This is a genomic window from Chryseobacterium sp. 2P (assembly GCF_059579425.1).
In genome coordinates, this window is record NZ_CM184194.1 from 531,114 (window position 1) to 549,235 (window position 18,122).

Annotated in this window: 17 protein-coding genes; 5 read left to right on the top strand and 12 right to left on the bottom strand. The window is 36.4% G+C overall.

Annotated elements, in window-relative coordinates:
- Positions 1–8: 8 nt before the first annotated feature.
- Positions 9–1,064 (bottom strand): NAD(P)-dependent alcohol dehydrogenase, encoded by a 1,056-nt coding sequence (locus tag AC52CF_RS02190; RefSeq protein WP_496517777.1) that lies wholly within the window; start codon positions 1,062–1,064, stop codon positions 9–11.
- A gap of 195 nt (positions 1,065–1,259) precedes the next feature.
- Between AC52CF_RS02190 and AC52CF_RS02195 the strand changes: the two genes are divergently transcribed.
- Together AC52CF_RS02195 and AC52CF_RS02200 are read left to right on the top strand one after the other, a co-directional pair.
- Positions 1,260–2,162 (top strand): helix-turn-helix domain-containing protein, encoded by a 903-nt coding sequence (locus AC52CF_RS02195; RefSeq protein WP_375180912.1) that lies wholly within the window; start codon positions 1,260–1,262, stop codon positions 2,160–2,162.
- A gap of 130 nt (positions 2,163–2,292) precedes the next feature.
- Positions 2,293–3,621 (top strand): carboxylesterase family protein, encoded by a 1,329-nt coding sequence (locus AC52CF_RS02200; RefSeq protein ID WP_496517778.1) that lies wholly within the window; start codon positions 2,293–2,295, stop codon positions 3,619–3,621.
- Positions 3,622–3,748: 127 nt separating this feature from the next.
- Here the strand turns inward: AC52CF_RS02200 and AC52CF_RS02205 are convergent, their stop codons facing one another.
- The 5 genes from AC52CF_RS02205 to lpxK form a co-directional block, all read right to left on the bottom strand.
- Entirely contained in the window at positions 3,749–5,221 is a 1,473-nt protein-coding gene (locus AC52CF_RS02205) for an alpha-amylase (RefSeq protein ID WP_496517779.1), read from the bottom strand.
- Positions 5,222–5,268: 47 nt separating this feature from the next.
- Entirely contained in the window at positions 5,269–6,363 is a 1,095-nt protein-coding gene (gene dinB / locus AC52CF_RS02210; protein ID WP_496517780.1) for a DNA polymerase IV, read from the bottom strand.
- A 179-nt stretch (positions 6,364–6,542) separates the two neighbouring features.
- A complete protein-coding gene (locus tag AC52CF_RS02215) occupies positions 6,543–7,058 on the bottom strand; it encodes a TlpA family protein disulfide reductase (protein WP_496517781.1) in 516 nt (171 codons plus the stop codon).
- A 389-nt stretch (positions 7,059–7,447) separates the two neighbouring features.
- On the bottom strand, positions 7,448–8,263 hold the full coding sequence (locus AC52CF_RS02220) for a purine-nucleoside phosphorylase (RefSeq protein WP_496517782.1): 816 nt from the start codon (positions 8,261–8,263) through the stop codon (positions 7,448–7,450).
- Entirely contained in the window at positions 8,247–9,272 is a 1,026-nt protein-coding gene (gene lpxK / locus AC52CF_RS02225; protein ID WP_087707434.1) for a tetraacyldisaccharide 4'-kinase, read from the bottom strand. Before lpxK ends, AC52CF_RS02220 begins: the two co-directional genes overlap by 17 nt.
- Before the next feature lie 382 nt (positions 9,273–9,654).
- Between lpxK and truA the strand changes: the two genes are divergently transcribed.
- Positions 9,655–10,389 carry a tRNA pseudouridine(38-40) synthase TruA gene (truA, locus tag AC52CF_RS02230; protein ID WP_214590973.1) on the top strand — a complete coding sequence of 245 codons (735 nt, stop codon included), beginning with the start codon at positions 9,655–9,657 and terminating at the stop codon, positions 10,387–10,389.
- A 200-nt stretch (positions 10,390–10,589) separates the two neighbouring features.
- Here the strand turns inward: truA and AC52CF_RS02235 are convergent, their stop codons facing one another.
- On the bottom strand, positions 10,590–10,835 hold the full coding sequence (locus AC52CF_RS02235) for a hypothetical protein (protein ID WP_496517783.1): 246 nt from the start codon (positions 10,833–10,835) through the stop codon (positions 10,590–10,592).
- Between the two features lie 140 nt (positions 10,836–10,975).
- Here AC52CF_RS02235 and AC52CF_RS02240 point away from each other — a divergent pair, with 140 nt between their 5' ends.
- Complete coding sequence (locus tag AC52CF_RS02240; RefSeq protein WP_214590971.1) at positions 10,976–12,733, top strand: ABC transporter ATP-binding protein; 1,758 nt, start codon at positions 10,976–10,978, stop codon at positions 12,731–12,733.
- 48 nt (positions 12,734–12,781) lie between these two features.
- Here the strand turns inward: AC52CF_RS02240 and AC52CF_RS02245 are convergent, their stop codons facing one another.
- From AC52CF_RS02245 to AC52CF_RS02255, 3 genes are all read right to left on the bottom strand, one after another.
- Positions 12,782–13,603: a CPBP family intramembrane glutamic endopeptidase gene (locus tag AC52CF_RS02245; RefSeq protein ID WP_496517784.1), complete on the bottom strand. Its 822-nt coding sequence runs from the start codon at positions 13,601–13,603 to the stop codon at positions 12,782–12,784.
- A gap of 100 nt (positions 13,604–13,703) precedes the next feature.
- A complete protein-coding gene (locus tag AC52CF_RS02250; RefSeq protein ID WP_214590969.1) occupies positions 13,704–14,309 on the bottom strand; it encodes a class I SAM-dependent methyltransferase in 606 nt (201 codons plus the stop codon).
- A gap of 399 nt (positions 14,310–14,708) precedes the next feature.
- On the bottom strand, positions 14,709–15,386 hold the full coding sequence (locus tag AC52CF_RS02255) for a DUF4919 domain-containing protein (RefSeq protein ID WP_214590968.1): 678 nt from the start codon (positions 15,384–15,386) through the stop codon (positions 14,709–14,711).
- Positions 15,387–15,611: 225 nt separating this feature from the next.
- On the opposite strand from AC52CF_RS02255, the gene AC52CF_RS02260 reads away from it, so the two are divergent.
- Positions 15,612–15,824 (top strand): hypothetical protein, encoded by a 213-nt coding sequence (locus AC52CF_RS02260; RefSeq protein ID WP_214590967.1) that lies wholly within the window; start codon positions 15,612–15,614, stop codon positions 15,822–15,824.
- A 50-nt stretch (positions 15,825–15,874) separates the two neighbouring features.
- Here the strand turns inward: AC52CF_RS02260 and AC52CF_RS02265 are convergent, their stop codons facing one another.
- Together AC52CF_RS02265 and AC52CF_RS02270 are read right to left on the bottom strand one after the other, a co-directional pair.
- A complete protein-coding gene (locus AC52CF_RS02265) occupies positions 15,875–17,167 on the bottom strand; it encodes an MFS transporter (RefSeq protein WP_214590966.1) in 1,293 nt (430 codons plus the stop codon).
- Between the two features lie 15 nt (positions 17,168–17,182).
- Entirely contained in the window at positions 17,183–18,082 is a 900-nt protein-coding gene (locus AC52CF_RS02270) for a DUF5655 domain-containing protein (protein ID WP_214590965.1), read from the bottom strand.
- Between the last annotated feature and the right edge of the window lie 40 nt (positions 18,083–18,122).

Genomic DNA, 18,122 nt, shown 5'->3' on the forward strand with positions numbered 1-18,122 from the left:
ACAAAGAATTACAAAGATTGCATATCAATCACGAAACGGTATTTCACGTCGCTTTTCAGCATTCTGTCATACGCTTCATTAATATCCTGCATTTTGATTAATTCAATATCAGATACAATATTATGTTTTCCGCAGAAATCCAAAAGTTCCTGAGTTTCGGCAATTCCTCCGATTAAAGATCCGGCAACAGAACGACGCTGGAAAATAAGCGGTCTTGTACTTGGAGCTTCATTTTCGAATTCACCTACAAATCCTACCATAACCAGAGTTCCGTTTAAAGCAACGGTCTGCATGTAAGGATTAATGTCGTGTTCATAAGGAACGGTATCAATAATCACATCAAATTTCCCTTTTACAGCATCCATCTGATCCTGTTCTGTGGAAATCACCACATAATCTGCTCCCAGATTTTTAGCATCATCCGTTTTTCCCGGAGTTCTGGAGAATAACGTTACTTCAGCACCTAAACCTTTTGCCAGTTTAATCGCCATGTGTCCCAAACCTCCCAAACCAACAACAGCAACTTTAGAATCAGGACCTACATTCCAGTGTCTTAACGGAGACCATGTTGTAATTCCTGCACAAAGAAGAGGAGCAACAGCCGCTAAATCTAAGTTTTCAGGAACACTTAATACGAAATGCTCATCTACAACTACTTTTTGAGAATACCCTCCGAAAGTATGTCCTCCTAAATGTTTGTCAGCTCCGTTGTAAGTTCCTGTGAAACCATTTTGGCAATATTGTTCAAGATCATGTTTACAGCTTTCGCAATCGCCGCATGAATCTACCATACAGCCAACTGCAGCCAGATCGCCAACCTTAAATTTTAAAACCTCACTTCCTACATTAGTCACCCTTCCTACAATTTCGTGTCCCGGAACCACAGGATACATCGATCCGCCCCAGTCGTTTCTTGCGGTGTGAAGATCGGAGTGGCAAACGCCGCAGTAAAGAATTTCAATTTCTACGTCTTTTGCGGTTACTTCTCTTCTGGTGATATGTAATTCCTGTAAATCGGCAGTTTTGGATTCTGCCCCGTAAGCTTTTACTGTGAATGTGCTCATTTTTGCTAAGTATTAATTATTTTGATTAATCTGTTTGATTCAGAATAGGAAATTCTTCATTTTCCTAGCTGCAAAATTCGAACCTTTTAGAATAAATCATCTTATATAAATTACGGAAAGATGTACCAATTTTACAGACGGAATAAAATGTAGGGTTAAAAGTGGTAATTTTGAATAGCAATTAAAATTTACTTCATGGAAAATCGGGAGACTGAAATCTACAATACAGTTTCAGAATACAATAAAATGCTGAATCACGAGACGTTACATCCTTTGGTAAGTGTAATCGATTTTTCCAAATCTGATCCTATTTGTCAGCATGTAAGACAGTTTGGTTTTTACACGGTCTTTTTAAAAGATGTCATGTGCGGCGATATGCAGTACGGAAAACACAGCTATGATTATCAGGAAGGAACACTGGTTTTTATCGCTCCGGGACAGACGTACGGAATTTATAATGCAGGTACCTACATTCAGCCAGCCGGTTTTGCTCTCATTTTTCATCCTGATTTATTAAAAGGAACCAATCTGGGAAAGAATATCAAAGACTATAATTTTTTCTCCTATGACGTGCATGAAGCACTGCATCTTTCAGAAAAAGAAAGAGAAATTATTCTCGAATGTTTTAAAAATATAAAGCATGAACTGGAACAGCCGATTGATAAGCACAGTAAATCTTTAATTGTAAATAATATCGAACTGTTCCTGAATTACTGTATGCGGTTTTACGACCGCCAGTTTATCACCAGAGATCACGTCAATCAGGGAGTCATCGGAAAATTTGAAACTCTTCTGAATGATTATCTCACCTCCGAAAAACCAAAAAATATAGGCTTTCCAATGGTAAATTATTTTGCGGAACAACTTAATCTTTCCGCGAATTATTTTGGCGATCTCATTAAAAAAGAAATGGGAGTTTCTGCTCAGGAATTTATCCACAATAAACTGATTGATGTGGCAAAAGACCAGATTTTCGATTCTGCAAAATCCATCAGTGAAATTTCTTATAATTTAGGCTTTAAATATCCGCAACATTTTACCAGACTTTTTAAAAGCAAAGTCGGTGTTTCTCCAAGTGAATATAAAACATTGAATTAGTTTAAAAAAATAAATTTCCACGGGTAAAACGAACAGATCTGTTGGTGAAATTAGCACAAAAAAGAGATATTGAGGCGGAGTTAAATTAAGAAATCACTACCTTTAAAAAGCAGACCAATATTGTTTCATCATGACGGCACAACAAAATACAGGAATTCATACTTTTCATACTTCTATCGGTAAAATATCTGCAATAAAAACAAACGGTGTGATCAAAGCGAAAAGCATCCGTTACGCGCGATCAGAAAGATATAAAAAGCCCGTTCCTGTAGAAGAAATGCAGAATCACGAAATTTTGGATAAAACACCGGTTTGTCCTCAACACATCAGTCCGCTGCTGGAAAGATTGATCCAGAAAACCAATGTTGATCATTTTGAACCCGATGAATCTCCTCAGTTTTTAACAGTCACCCGTCCTGAAAATTTTGAAGAAAATGAAAATCTTCCTGTGGTAGTCTGGATTCACGGAGGTTCGTATGAAATCGGCTGCGGAGATCTTCCCACTTCCGATCCTTCCGTTTGGGTGAAAGAACAGCATACTATAGTTGTTTCTGTAAGTTATCGTCTCGGGCTTTTCGGGTTTTTGGGTGGAAACGAAGAAAGACCTGCCAATTTAGGTTTGTTCGATATTATGGAATCCCTGAAATGGATTCAGAAAAATATTCACAGTTTTGGCGGAAATCCGGAAAATATTACTCTTTTCGGGCAGTCTTCGGGAGGAGATGCGATTGCACATCTCATGATTTCCGAAGGAATTGATGGTTTGTTTAAAAGAGCGATTATTCACAGCGCGCCGCTTGGTTTCAGGATGAAAAGAAGCAAAATGTCTTTAGAATTTTTCCATAAGACCGATTTTCTGAAACATGAAAAAGATCCCCTGAAAATGGTGGATGAATACATGAAATTTTTACCGTCATTCAGAAAATATGGTTTAAAAACGTCCATGCCTTTTTGTACGCAATATGGTTTTGCGCCTTTATGCACGGAAGAGGAAAGTTTACCAGAATGGAAAGCGAATGCGAAAAAATATGATGTATTGATCGGTTCCAATCATGATGAAACTGCTTTTTATGTAAAAACGGCTCAGGAAGGATTTTACACTTATCTTCACGAAAAGATTCTCAACAAAATCGTTCGTAAAACAACAGAATCCATTTACGAAAAACCGGCAAAGATTTTTGCTGAAAATTATGCTTCGGGTGGTGGAAATATTTATCAGTTTAAAATTAATTCTGTTCTGAAAAATAATTACATCGGAGCTTCCCACTGTGCAGATCTTCCGCTGATTTTCGAAAATCAGGAAGCATGGAAATCGGCAGAACTTTTAAAAGATGTGCCGTGGAAACACATTCAGGAAAACGGAAAAAAACTTCGCGCATTGTGGGCGGAATTTGCAAGGACAGGAAAAATTTCCGATCACTCTGAGCGACCGGAAATTCTTGAACTCCGAAAAGTTTAGTTTTATTTTTTTAACACAACTGTCACAAATATTTTCACGAATAACTCAAATAAATTTTAGATAGCTTCATTTAAAAAAAAGTATTCATGTCATTTGTGAAAGCTATTGGTTATATTCGTATTCAGACTCATTCAGCAAGCCATACACTCACATTTCCTGCCGGAACCGGGAAATTTCCCCAACCGTTTTCATCAATGGTAATCTTATCTTCAAATCTTCCCAAAGCATCATAAAACGTTTGTCCGATATATCTTTCGCCCATTTCCATCGGTTTTTCGTAAGCATCTTTATTGCTTAAAACAACTGCACATCCGGAATGTTCCTCATCGCCTTCACGAACCCAGCCCAGACAATTGGCATCCTCAAAATAATCTCTCTGTTCACCGTAAGCATTGTTTTTTCTGGCTTTCAGAAGTTCTTCAATACCGTCCACTTTATTTAAGAATATTTCCTGATCATTGCCTTCCTTATCTTTATCCACATAATGCGCTCCGTAGAGATCCGGATAAAATACACACGGATAACCGTCTTTTCTCAACAGAATCAGTGTATACGCCAAAGGTTTGAACCATTCTTCAACTGGAGCTTCAAGATCCTGTAAAGGCTGTGTATCATGATTATCCACAAGACTTACCGAGTGAAGCGGATCTGCCTGAGTAAGACTTTCGTCAAAAATTCTCCGCAAATCGTAAGACGCTCCTTCATTGGAAGCGGTATGGAAACTATTCTGTAGAGAACTGTCGAACAGACTCATGCATCCTTCTGTAACTTCTATGTATTTCTGCAAGAGATTCAGATATCCGGGAGCCCAGTATTCGCCGACCGCAAAAATATTTTTTCCGGTATTGGAACGGAGAAGAGTAAGCCATTCTTTATAAAAATCAAATGAAATATGCTTTAAGGCATCCAGTCTCACGCCATCGAAATCGGTTTCATCAAAATACCATTTTGCCCAGTTGTTCAGTTCTTCGCGCACGAAAGGATTTCTGTGTTCCACATCATTGTACATCAGGTAATCGTAATTTCCCTTCTCATCATCGATCATTTCTTCCCAGTCGGTTCCGTATTCATTTTTAATTTTAAAAATCTGCGAATCCATTCCTTCGGCATAATCTACACCGCTGAAGCAGGTGAAGTTCCATTCAAATTCAGAATATTTTTTATTTCTTCCGGGAAAGGTGAATTTGGTATAAGACTGTATTTCTATTTCATCCGAGATAATTTTTTCTCTGTTTTCTTCGTCTACTTTTAATGCTTTAAAGGTTTCCAGTTCATCGCCTCCGCCTTTATGTCCAAGTACAATATCTACAATTACTTTAATATTGTTTTCTTTAAGCGCTTTTATTGCTTTAATATAATCTTCTTTAGTACCGTATTTGGTGGGAATCGTTCCTTTCTGATCAAATTCTCCGAGGTCATAGAGGTCGTAAGCATCGTAGCCAATAGAATGACCTCCTGTTGCGCCTTTGTAAGCGGGCGGAAACCAGACTGAGGTAATGCCGAGTCCGGCTAAATATTTTGCGTTTTGTTCTGCTTCTTTCCACAGTTTGCTGTCTCCTTCTGTATACCAGTGGAAATACTGAATCATCGTTTCATTCATAAATTGTAAAATTTGGTTACTACAATTTAGTGAAAAAATCCGGATTATCAGTCTTCGAATTCTTTAAACGGAATTTTTAGTTGAACAGAAACCTGTTTTTTTTCTTCGGTGTTGAGGTGGGAGAGAGATAATCCCAACAGTCTCACCGGTTTATCAAAAGGTCTTAATTCCCAAAGTTTTTTTCCGGTTTTAAGATATTGTTCGGCAGAGGAAAAATATTCTTCTTTGGTGATGCTTCTTGTGTAGAGTGAGAAATCTTTGTATTTAATTTTTAAAGTTAAAGACCTTCCGAGAATATTATTTTTCTGTAATCGTGTGTGAAGCTCTTCACTCAGGCTTTCCAGTTTTTCATTGACTTGTTGTTCATCAAAAAGATCTTCAAAAAAAGTTCTTTCTACCGCCACACTTTTCTGGATGCGGTGCGGTTTTACTTCCGAATGATGAATTCCCCGAACCACATTGTAATAATAAGCTCCGGATTTTCCGAACAGTCTTGTTAAATCTTCAATGGATCTTTTCTTTAGATCTTTTCCTTTGTAAATGCCCAGACTGAACATTTTATTAGCCGTTACTTTTCCGACTCCATAAAATTTTTCTACAGGAAGTTCTTCCAGAAAACCTTCGATTTTGTCGGGATGAATGGTTTTCTGTCCGTTCGGTTTGTTGATATCTGAAGCGACTTTGGCTAAAAATTTATTCACAGAAATTCCGGCGGAAGCAGTAAGTCCGGTTTCGGCAAAAATTTTCTGACGGATCTCTTTGGCGATCTGATTGGCAGATTCCATTCCTTTTTTATTTTCTGTAACGTCGAGGTAGGCTTCATCCAAAGAAAGAGGTTCCACCAGATCGGTGTATTCGTAAAATATTTCACGGATCTTTTTAGAAATTTCTTTATAACGCGCAAAGCGCGGAGGTACGAAAATAAGGTGCGGACATTTTTCTTTTGCCGTTTTGCTGGGCATTGCAGAACGGACTCCGAATTTTCTGGCTTCGTAACTTGCCGCCGAAACCACACCACGATGTCCGCCTCCGACTGCAATTGCTTTTCCTTTCAATGCAGGATTGTCATGCTGCTCCACAGAAGCATAGAATGCATCCATATCGACATGAATTATTTTGCGCATGGGAAAAGAAGAATCCATACCGCAAAGATATGGATTCCTGTATTTTTAATTATTTTCTTTTGTCCTTAATTTATTTAATCGCAAGGATAGACAAAGGTTTATAGAAATGAAATATTTTTAAGATAAAACAAAGCCGTTTCACTTATTTTCGAAATACAATTGAATAAATTTTGTCTTACTTCGCGGTAAAATAAGAATTACTTCAAAAGTTGATCAATTGTTGCCTGAATTTCAGGATCTTCAGGAGTAATGGCGTAATATTTTGCAATGGCAGATTTCTGATCGATCACCATATATCTCGGAATCCAGTTCAGATCAACATAATTATTGAAATCGTTTTTCCAGCCGGATGAAAACCAGTAGTTCTCTTTGTCTTTCATTTCAAATTTTTCCAGACTTCTGTCAAAGCCTTCTTTGGAACGGTCTAATGATAGAAATACAAAATTTATGTTTTTATTTTTTTCTTCCAGTTCTCTGGCTTTCGGAAGTGCATTTAAACAGTCTCTGCACCATCCTGACCAAAAATCAATAACCAGAACTTTACCTTTATGCTGATCCAGAATCTGCTGAATGGTAACCGTTTTTCCGTCTTCATCTTCCAGTTTCTGCGCCAAAGCTTCTTTGGAGAAACCCTTTTTCAGAACTTTCGGCGTCTGCTGAGAACAGCCTAATCCGAAAATTCCCATCATTAATAGTAACAACAGTTTTTTCATGTTCAAAAAAATTATGTATGCAAATCTAGACAATGCCTTGCAATCTGTACTGATTTTTTGATGACTTTATGAAAATTGATTGGATTGAATATTTCTATTGAATTCAGATTTTAAAAATATCAACAAGTTTTATCGTTTTGAAAACATCGACAAATATTAAGTCTTTTAAACTTTTATTTAACCGCAAAAGTCACAAAAGATCTACTAAATTTTTTATTTAAAGTTTATTATTATAAATGAAAAAGCTCACAATAGTTTTTAAAAATCTTTGATTTTTATTCTTTTGGGTGCTTTGATTATTCCGGAAATTCGCTTTAACATTATCTTTTGTCCCTTTTGCGGTTAATTCTGAAATTAGTTTAAACAAGTTTATTTTGATAATCTTATGTTTATGAATAATTTTTCACCAAACCTTTTACCACTTCAATTACATTCGGCATGGCTGTATTGGCTGCGTTCAGAACTTCTTCGTGAGAAACGGAGTGGGCAATATCGGGACCGCCCAAATCGGTCACGACAGAAATACCGAAAACATCCATTCCCATATGTTTAGCAACGATCACTTCCGGAACGGTACTCATTCCCACAAGATCTCCGCCAATGGCTTTAATCATTCCGTATTCTGCGGGAGTTTCGAAAGTGGGTCCCTGTAAAGCTACATACACACTTTGGTGGACGGTAATATTTTGTTCAGAAGCAGTATTTTGTGCCACGGAGATCATTTTTCTGCTGTAGGGTTCGCTCATATCCACAAATCGGGGACCGAAGGAATCGATGTTTCTGCCACGAAGCGGATGTTCAGGCATCATATTGATGTGATCCCGAATGATCGCGATATCACCGATCTTATAGCCCGGATTAATTCCGCCTGAAGCATTGGAAAGAATGAGATTTTTAATTCCCAACAGATAAAAAACACGTATCGGAAAGACCACCGTTTCTATGGAATGTCCTTCATAGTAATGAAAACGACCGCTCATCATCAGAACTTTTTTTCCTTCCAGAATTCCGTAGATCAGTTTTCCGCCGTGTCCTGCAACGGTAGTCTTCGGAAAGTTGGGGATTTCAGTGTATTCTAAAGTATGAATGGCTTCCACTTCATCCTGCAGCTTGCCTAAGCCGGAGCCTAAAACAATGGCAAAATCGGGAGTTTCTTTAATGATGTTTTTAACGAAATCTGCGGTCTGCTTAATTTTTTCTAACATAATCTAAGATGATTTGATTGAATTCTTCTTTTTTATCAATAATTACATTGATCGGCCAGTAGTAAACAATATCTCTAAGATAGTCAAAACTTTTCAGACGAACATAGTCTTTTTCAGTGGTTAAAATCAATTTATATTCCCCTAGTTTTTTATATTCCGCTACAATATTTTTGATGTCTGCTTCCGTGAAATTATGATGATCTCTGAATTTTAAGTGTTTTACCCTTTGCGAAAATTTTGCAAGATGGGTGAGGAGAGGTTTCGGATTGGCAATTCCTGTAATTAAAAGAATATCATAATAATTCAGGTTGTTATCGGGAAGCATTTTTTCTCTTCCGTATACATTTTCGTCGTATCCGATGGATGAAAAGAATACTTTCTGGGTACGGTCCGGTCTTATTCTGGAAATGTAATACTGTTTGGTTTCCTCGGTAAGTTCATCGGGACATTTGCTCACCATGATGATATCTGCTCTTTTGGACCCTGCTCTGGATTCTCTTAAATCTCCCGCCGGTAGAAGATGATCTTTAAAATAAGGATCATTAAAATCGGTCATCATAATATTGAATCCTGCTTTTATTGCTCTGTGCTGCATTGCATCGTCCAGAACCAGAACATCAAGATCCATATCGCTGATTACTTTTTTGGCTCCCGGAACTCTTTCTTCGGAAACGGCGATTACGAAACGGTTTTTAAAACGTTCAAACAACTGCATGGCTTCATCGCCTACTGTTTTGTAATTGCTTTCGTAATTCGTAACAGCATATCCTTTCGTAAGTCTTCCGTATCCTCTGGAAAGCACGCCGGTTCTGTAATGTTTGGACAGGAAGTGTGCAAGATACATCACCATCGGCGATTTTCCGCTTCCGCCCACAGAAAGGTTTCCGACACAGATTATCGGCGTTTTGAATTTCACAGATTTAAAGATTCCCAGATCATACATTGTGTTTCGGATACCCGTTACCATGTGATAACCGAGGGAAAAAGGATAGAGGTACCATCTTTTCATACGTTTGCAAAAATAGGAAATTTCATATGGATTTGGATGATTATGGTAGCTACTTTTCGATATTTATTTTAAAAAATCTGTTATTGATTATCATCAAATTAAAGTATTTTTGTAGAGTTATAATCTGCTGTGCATTTTAACTTGTCTTTCTATAATAAGTGAAATGCCTTTGTTTATCTTTAAAATGGTTGGGAATTGTAGATAAATAAAAATCTTTGTATGCCTTTGCGTCTAAGTTCTCGCAAGGTTAAACAAAGTTTTATTAAAACAAATCTTTTTTTAAGTTAAACAAAGCCACTTCGTTTATGGAAGAAATACAAACTGATATTGATTCAAATTAAGTTATATGTAGAAATAAACAACAGATATTTATTTTATTACCTTGAGATATTTTATAGAATTTTCCTACAACGGCAAGAATTATTTCGGTTACCAGATTCAGCCGAATGCTATTTCTGTGCAGGAAGAGCTGGAAAAAGCACTTTCCACGATTTTACGAGAAGAGATTAAGACAACGGGAGCGGGAAGAACGGATACGGGCGTTCATGCGAAGAAGATTTTTGCTCATTTTGATACGGAGAAAATTCTGGATCAGGAACTGGTGAGAAGACTGAACAGTTTTCTTCCGGCAGATATTTCCATTAAAAGGATTTTTCCTGTAAAAGATGATTTCCATGCGCGTTTTGATGCTACTTACCGAACGTACGAATACTATATTTCCCTTGAAAAAAATCCGTTCACGGAAGAATCGGCGTGGCAGCACTGGAGAAAACCTTTGGATGTCGAAAAAATGAATGAAGCCTGTAAAATTTTATTTGAATATGAGGATTTTACGAGTTTTGCAAAATTACACACCGACAATAAAACCAATCTCTGCAAAATCTACAAAGCAGAATGGGAGCAGCATGGAAGCGAACTGAAATTTACCGTTTCTGCGAACCGCTTTCTGAGAAATATGGTGAGAGCTATTGTGGGAACAATGGTAGAAGTAGGTTCCGGAAAATTACAGCCTGAAGATGTAAGAAAAGTTATTGAAGACAAACATCGGAATTCTGCGGGAACTTCTGCACCGGCTCACGGATTGTATCTCGTGGATGTTGGATATGATTTTGAGTGATATTTAAACACAAATTCCACAAATAATTCCACGAATATTCACAAATAATTTTAGATTTTCTTTATTAGATTTGAGTCATTTGTGAAAAAATATTAGTGTAATTTGTGTTTAAAAGAAAATAAAAAAACGAAAATCATGAACGAAATCGAAAAACTTGCCTGTGCATTACAACATCTCGCGGGACTTGAGGAGTATGATTTTCAGCCGTCATTGGTAGTTTGCCTCGTCGGACGTTCAAATTTGCTTCCCTGAATATTGGTTTGCGCTGTCGGAAGTTCATTTTTGCCTGCCCAAGAATTGGTTTGCCCTGTCGGACATTCACACTTGCTTTCCTGAATATGGGTTTGCCCCGTCGGAACTTCCGACGATAAGAACCTGTAAAATCTTGCCGCCGGAGATCTCCGATGATCTGTGTTTTTTGCTCTGATTATTTTTAAATTGAGCATTTTTATTGTTTTTCATCTATACCATAAATAACACCTATCTGAATTTTTCATGAGTATTTCACAATCTTGTAAACGCAGACAAATTTGAAAGTCTTATTTTTGCATAGAATTTTATATAATTCTTTTCTTCAATTCGTACAATGAAAAAACAAGATACCTGGGGAATTGTAAAGAGGCTGTTCTTTATCGGAATGAAGTTCCGTTCTTGGTTCATCCTTACTTTAGTGATTTCCATTTTTCTGGCAATAGTTTCTACTTACCGTCCTTATCTTACCATGGAAGTGGTGGATAATGATATTACCAAGCTGAAAGATAAAGCGCTGATGTTAAAGCATATTTATCTTTTGGTCGGTCTGGTTTTCACAGAAACCATTTTAAACTTTTTTCTGGTTTATTTCTCCAATTTCATTTCGCAGAATGTAATCCGAGACATAAGAGAGAGGCTGTATAATAAGCTGATTTATTTTAAAACATCTTTCTTCGATAAAACTCCGATCGGACAGTTGGTGACGAGAGCGGTAGGTGATGTGGAAACCATTGCAACGGTTTATACGGATGGTTTTTTAATGGTTTTCGGGGATGTGCTGAGAATTATTTTTGTACTGGTAATGATGTTCAGTACCAATGTTCATCTCAGTTATATTACACTGGCGATTTTACCTTTAATGGTCGTGATTACAAGATTTTTCCAGAAAAGGCTGAAAAAAGCATTCGGAGATGAAAGAAACTGGACTTCCAACCAGAATTCCTTTGTTCAGGAAAGACTGGCGGGAATGCCGATCATTCAGGTTTTCAACAGGCAGGAAGCGGAATTTAAGAAGTTTGATGATATCAATATTACTTTAAAGAGTGCTTTGCTGAGAACGGTTTTTATCTTCTCGCTGTTTTTTCCTGTGGTGGAATTAATTTCTTCTCTTTTCATCGGGTTTATCCTTTTTTACGGAGGATATATTACAATCAGTGCAGGAGTTGTGATTGCATTTATCCAGTATATTTCGATGCTGATCCGTCCTTTACGGCAGATTGCCGACCGTTTCAACAATATTCAGCGAGGAATTGTAGGCGCAGAAAGGGTTTTAGGATTAATGGATGAAGACAATGCCATGCCGAACAACGGTAGAGTGGAAAAAGACCATTTTGACGGAAAAATTGAATTTAAAAATGTACATTTTGCGTATGACGAAAAGCAGGAAGTATTAAAAGGAATTGATTTTAAAGTAAATCCGGGTGAAACTGTGGCAATTGTAGGCGCAACCGGAGCCGGAAAATCTACGATCATCAGTTTAATTACAAGATTGTATGATATTAATTCCGGAAATATTTTAATTGATGATGTGGATCTGAAAGATTACGAACTGTATAATTTAAGAAGCCACATCGGAGTCGTTCTGCAGGATGTTTTCCTGTTCCACGGAAGTATTTATGAAAATCTTTCTTTCGGGGATGAAAGCATTACACTGGATAAAATAAAGGCAGGAGCAAAAGAAATTGAAGTTGATGAATTTATCGAACAGCTTCCGGGAGGATATGATTATGTGGTAAGCGAAAGAGGTTCGTCCATTTCTCTGGGACAGAGACAATTGCTGTCTTTCTTAAGAGCCTATCTGTCTGATCCTAAGATTCTGATTTTAGATGAAGCTACCTCTTCCATCGACCACGAAAGTGAAAAACTGATTCAGAGAGCCACGGAAAAAATTACGAAAAACAGAACATCAATCATTATTGCACACCGACTTTCTACCATTGAAAAAGCCGATAAAATTATCGTGATGGAACATGGAAAAATTGTTGAAGAAGGCAAACATCTCGAACTTCTGGACAAAAACGGATATTACTCCACCCTTTACAAAGCTCAGCTGAGACATGAAGTGGAACTGGAAGAAGAAACTAAGAAGTAAATTTATTATCTATAGAAAAGGTTAAAATCGATTGGTTTTAACCTTTTTTTATTTGATTTCGTATTCTTTCTGTAAAATTTTCAAAAATTCATCTTTGGAGATTCCTTTTTCTGATTTGAAATGAATATTCATCAGGCCTTCATCCGTTGTCAATTTATCTTTTCCGTAAAGATGATCCAATAAACTCTGAAGTGAATATTGTCTGGTTTCAACGCTGTGTATTCTGTCATCAACAATTTTCGTTTCAGATAATACAGGTTCGTTGGCATTTATAAAAGCTTTCTGCTCAATTCTTATATCGTAATCCTGTGTTTTTTCAGCAAAAGGAGACGTAAAAAGCAACATGATGCAAGGAATAGAAATTCCGAACAGAAGATTCCATAACGCATGATAAAGCATGCTGTAAAAAATATTCAGTCTTACACGGATGTAGCTTAAAATAAGTCCACCCGACAATTGAGAAGCCACAATGAAGGGAGACAATGCATAAAAAGTCCACGAATCATTCACGTAATTATCCAGATGTACCAATCCGAAGATGATTGAAGAAATATAAACGAGAAACGGAAAAATTCTGTTCCATTTTTCCCTGCTGATAAAGTGTGAAAAAAGCTTTTTGTAACGAAGAACATACCGGAAAATAAATTCTTCCGAAAGCGGAGCAAAAATTACCATTAAAAAGACCGCCTGAAGCCATGTTAAGTTTTCAAAAGCATCGGATGGTTTTAGAGTGATGCATTTTTCCGCCAGATAGTTTAGAGGAAGTACGACAATCAAAAAGAAAACGATCTCAATAATCAGAAGATTGGAGATGAGCTGAAGTTTTCTTTTGGAAGAAAGTGCTGTCTGCACATCATCAGGCTTTTTCATAAACTGTAAAAAAGCGGAGATATCATGTTTAAATCTCAGAAAGTAATTCACGGATTGTTTTTAGGAATAAGTTTTAAGAATTATAAATTGGTTACGGTTTTTATTTCTTTTTAAAGGTACAGAAAATAAAGTTTTGGACAGTGCTGAAAGGAGTAATGTGATCTTCTGTGATACAATCTGTTTTTTCAAAGCTGTTTTCAAAAATAGAATTCATCGATTCTTCATCATATTGCGAGATTTCAAGTCCGCTGCATTTTTTCGGACCGTTTTTAGAAAAAGTTCCTACAATAAGGTTTTTCGAAACCGCTTTTTCTGCAATTCTTACATATTTTGAAATATCTTCCGAACGGGTAAAGAAATGAAAAGCTGCTCTGTCATGCCAAATGTCATACGTTTCTTCAGGAGTAAAGGCAATGATGTCTGCAACAATCCATTGTATTTTTTCTGCGTCTTTCCCTAACCTTCGTTTTGCTCTTTCCAAAGCTTTTTCAGAAATATCAAGAACGGTTATGTTTTCGTAGCCCTCTTCCAGAAGAAAATCTGCGAGATTGCTGTCTCCGCCGCCAATATCGATAATTTTTACACTTTTATCCGATCCTAAAGATCTGATGAGTTCCAGTGAGGTCTGCGGTTTTTTCTGCGTCCAGCTTACTTCTTCAGGGGTTTTGGTTTCATAGACATTTTCCCAGTGGCTTTTATTAGTCATTTCGAAATACTTTTAGAAATGCTAAATTAAAATTTTAACATCAAAGTTGTTTAAAGTAAAATGGTAGAAAACTCTATAGAGTTTTATCTGTGTAGACACCATATTCGCAAGGCGTTCTGCGTTCCGTAGGAACGCTATCTTTAGAAAATTTATCGTATTTAAGATATCAATCCATAGGATTGATTGACGGATTTATTCTTATTTCTACACAGATTCTGCTCCTAAAGGAGCAAACTCTTTTACTTTAAACAACTTCATCAAACTTGTTTAATCAAACTTAGACTCTCACTGCAAATGTCGCTAAACCTACTGATAAATAATAGGATAGTATATTGACTTTCTTAAAGAAATAAAACTCATCATTTGTACCTTTTACAGTTGCATAAGACGTAAACAAATCTATCTTTTGAAGGACATTTTCCCGTAAAGTTTACTCACATTAAAGTATAATCCGGCAATTTTATATTTGCCTTTTTCAAACTCCTGATAATCGCACACTCCGTCATAACTCTGCGATTGGGCTTCCATTTCAAACATATTCATGAGTACATATTCATGAGATATGGAAATTACATGAAAGCCTGTTCCACACGTCATTCCGTCTCCGCTGGAAAGAAATGCTTCCAGTAATCCGTGAAAATTACGTGAAATCTTTTTTGCTGTCACCTCGTCTTTGGTGAGATGGTACAGATAAGCGAGATAATTCATTGCCCTTAAATCCAGAGGATTTTTTTCCAGAGTTTGTCTGAACAGTTTAATTCCTTTTGGCAGATCTTTATCAGATATTTCTCCACGGTAGAATTTCGTCATTTCTTCAAGATTATCGTCGATCTTATACGGTTCATAATCTGGCTGAAAAGTATATCCGTAATAGAGATGACGGTATTGTTCCTGTGTAATGAGTGTATCGTTCTGCTTTAGTTTTTTCAGGAGATCGGGATAGTAAAACTCCGACTTTTTATCTTCTATGTTCTTCTGAATGGAAGCATAATCGGGAGCTTTGAATTCCGGCTTCTGGGTTCTGAAAAAATTAAACAGTAATAAAAGTGCTACGGTAAAAGCGGTTTTAAGCGTCATTGTTATTAAGTTTTTAAATTATTTATTTAAACGTTAAATCTGTTAAAAATGTATATATATTATAAAATAATTTAGATTGTCGTAAATTTTTTATTAAAATATTGTCTAAATCTTATGTTTGTATGGAATATTTCATTAACTTTATTCAGAATTTAAACACGACCCCCTTGTTTTGGTAGGGTGTTTGATGTAAAGAGATAGTTTTAATTAAATCCAAAAATATAGATGAAGAATATACAAGATGAATTTCAGGTTTTTAAAGACGAATTAAGAAAGTTGAATATCGAAGTACAGAAAGTGGTAAAAGTAGGAAACGGCAGTATGGATTTCCACGAAGTTTTTTATAAATCGCCGAGGTATGAAGAGGTGAAGAGTGTTTATGTTCAGAGGCATAATCTGGACAATATTTTAGAGAAATTTAAGCAGGCTTATCATTAAAATAAAAAAGTTCGGCTCAGGGAACCTGAGCCGAATTTTTTTATCATCAATTAATCTTTATCCAGCGTTGAGGTTTTCTTTGTATCCTTCATTGTGGCGTACACTACAAAAGAAAAGAAAATACAGGCAGTAATGTACCAGTAAAAATAATGTTCCACATTCGCCTGTTTAAACCAAAGTGCGATATATTCTGCAGTTCCGCCGAAAACAGCAACCGTTAAAGCGTAAGGTAATCCTACACCCAAAGCTCTTACTTCAGAAGGAAAAAGTTCTGCTTTTACAACCGCATTAATAGAAGTATAGCCGCTTACAATAATTAAAGCAGACATAATCAGAAAAAATGCACCCCACATAGAGGTTGTATGGCTTAAAGCATTCAGAAGAGGGTAGGTGAAGACGGTTCCCAAAACTCCGAAAGCTAATAGTAATGGTCTTCTTCCGATCTTATCCGACAAAGCTCCGAAAACAGGCTGTAAGCAAGCAAAAATAAAGAGAGAGATGAAGGAAACCAGTGTGGATTCTTCCTTGCTGAGATGAACCGTGTTCACCAGAAATTTCTGCATATACGTTGTGTAGGTGTAGAAAGCCAGTGTTCCTCCCAACGTTAATCCGACAACCGTAATTAAGGCTTTCGGATGTTTAAGCAGTTCCTTTAAAGTTCCTTTTTTTTGTTCACCCATATCTTTTTTATTTTCAAAAGCTTCGGTTTCATGGAGATTGGTTCTCAGGTATAAAGCAATAACAGAGAGCAAGGCTCCGATTACGAAAGGAATTCTCCATCCCCAATCTTCCAGTTGGGTTTCCGTTAAAAGTAATTTCTGTAAGATCAGCTGAATTCCCAATGCAATTAACTGTCCGCCAATTAAAGTCACATACTGGAAGCTGGAATAAAATCCTCTGCGATCGGCAGTTGCCATTTCGCTGAGGTAGGTTGCCGAAACACCGTATTCTCCGCCAACACTCAGTCCCTGAAGCAATCTTGCGATCAGCAAAAGGAGAGGAGCTAAAACGCCGATGGTTTTATAAGTAGGCGTTAAAGCAATCAGTAAAGATCCGAAAGACATCAGCAAAACGGAAAGTGTCATTGCTTTTTTTCTTCCGATTCTGTCGGCAATACTTCCGAAAAGCCATCCTCCGACAGGTCGCATCAGAAAACCAACGGCAAAAATTCCGGCTGTATTTAAAAGCTGCGCCGTCATATCCGAATCCGGGAAAAAAGAATTTGAAAAATAAATGGCAAAAGCAGCATAAGCGTACCAGTCGTACCATTCTACCAGATTTCCGATTGATCCGCCTACAATCGCTTTGATTCTTTGGGCAGTGGTGATTTGTGATGAATTCATGGGTTTTTGATGTAGTTAAATTACATCTTTGTATGATTGTTCTATGATATTAAATACATAATCCATTGATTCCTCATTTTTTAAATATATTCTTCTATCCATTGTCCATTGATATTTATCAGAAATTTTTTCTACTAGATTTTCCGGATCATTATAATCAATTGGTCTTAAATGTATTTTTAAATGGTTTTTAGCAATGTGAATTTCCACAAAGTTTTTTGCTAAGCGATAAGCTACATACAGAGTTGTGATTTTTTCAATGATATTTTCATCTAATTCAAAAATCTTACTCCTCAAGTCCTTAAACAAATCTTTTATGTTTTCATTTGCTTTGATCAAATGAGAATCAAGGTTCAGGTTCAATAATTCAGCTTCCGCATTTGTTGTCAAATCATTATTAGATTTTTGAATCTGTTCATTAACATTGATAGGTTCAAGGCTAAATATACCATTGTCGTAATATCTATATTTAAATAATTCAATTCTCATTGGGATAACCTCAACAGTGTCAATATCAAATTTGTTATAGGATTCAGCTATACAAATAACTCTAGGATTTTTCCAATCAATTATGAATGATTTTGAAAATTCATCTCCAAATTTTTTCAGAATTAACATCTGAAAAAATTCTATTTTTTGGGCCTGTAACCACCTCAAATAAGAAAGACCCTGATTTATTATATTGTCATTTTTATTTCTTTTATATTCAATTATAACAGGGGCGCCATTTCTGTCAACTGCTAGGGTATCAATTCTGCCACCATTTGTGGTGTACTCAGTCGCAAGAAAATGCATATCTAAAACTTCTAATAAATTTCTTTCAACAAGATTTTGAATTTCTTTTTCTTTTGTTGCAGTATAAGAATGAAGCTTTTTTAATTTTCCATCCTTTTTATCTTCAATAAATATTGCCATTAGTTTTAACCTTTAAGAGTTGAAATTTACTCTTTTTATT